Below are 709 nucleotides of genomic sequence, written 5' to 3'. Positions count from 1 at the left end.
CCCTCCAGCAACTGCCGCACCCGCTCCGCGCCCCCCGCCACCAGGGGCAGGCACTCGCGCGTCAGCCAGTTCCAGGTCGCCGTGCCCTGCTCCACGGGCCAGTCCAGCTCCACCGAGTCCTCGGCCTTCGCCAGGAGCGCGTCGATGTATGCGCACGCCGCGCGCGGCCCCAGCACGCCACCCCTGCGCGCCTCCTCCGCCGCCGCCTCCCACAGCTCCTCGCGGTAGTAGTGCGCGAAGTAGAAGCCGGGCTCCACCAGCTCCGCCCTCACGCCTCGCGGCAGCTTCGCCAGCACCAGCCCGCTCGACAGGTACGCAGGCCCTGACGCCCTCGGGTGGAACTGGCTGAAGGCCGTCCGGAACGCCCGCACCGCGAGCCCCGCCTCCTCCGTCGTCTCCAGCCCCTCCGGGCAGCCCGCCCGCAGGTGGAAGTCGTCGAACCGCAGGAACAGGTCCACGCTGATGCCCACCGCGTTCTGGCACAGCGACTCCAGGCACGCCGCCAGCGGATGCCCCGCGCCGACGCTTGCCGGCGCCTCCCACGTCGCCGCGGAGATCGTGCGGGCCTCCGGGTCCACCTGGAGCGACAGCCGAGCCCGGCCCCGCTTGCACGGCACCTCGCCGTGGCGCACGTCCTGCCCCTCGAGCCGGCCCCGGTGTTCCTGCGCTGGAATCGTCATGCTAGGCAGCCATCCTTCCGCACCCGCCC

The 709-nt window shown here is 74.0% G+C and carries 1 protein-coding gene; it reads right to left on the bottom strand.

Annotated features, from left to right (window positions below; all coding sequences use genetic code 11):
• The coding region (locus D7V93_RS43760; RefSeq protein WP_147451715.1) for a hypothetical protein at positions 1 to 680 on the bottom strand (680 nt) is incomplete at its 3' end.
• Positions 681 to 709: the final 29 nt, after the last annotated feature.

The sequence above is a fragment of the Corallococcus llansteffanensis genome, from assembly GCF_003612055.1.
GTDB lineage: Bacteria > Myxococcota > Myxococcia > Myxococcales > Myxococcaceae > Corallococcus > Corallococcus llansteffanensis.
The sequence above is the reverse complement of the archived record's forward strand: the minus strand, read 5'-3'. Positions and strand labels throughout refer to the sequence as shown.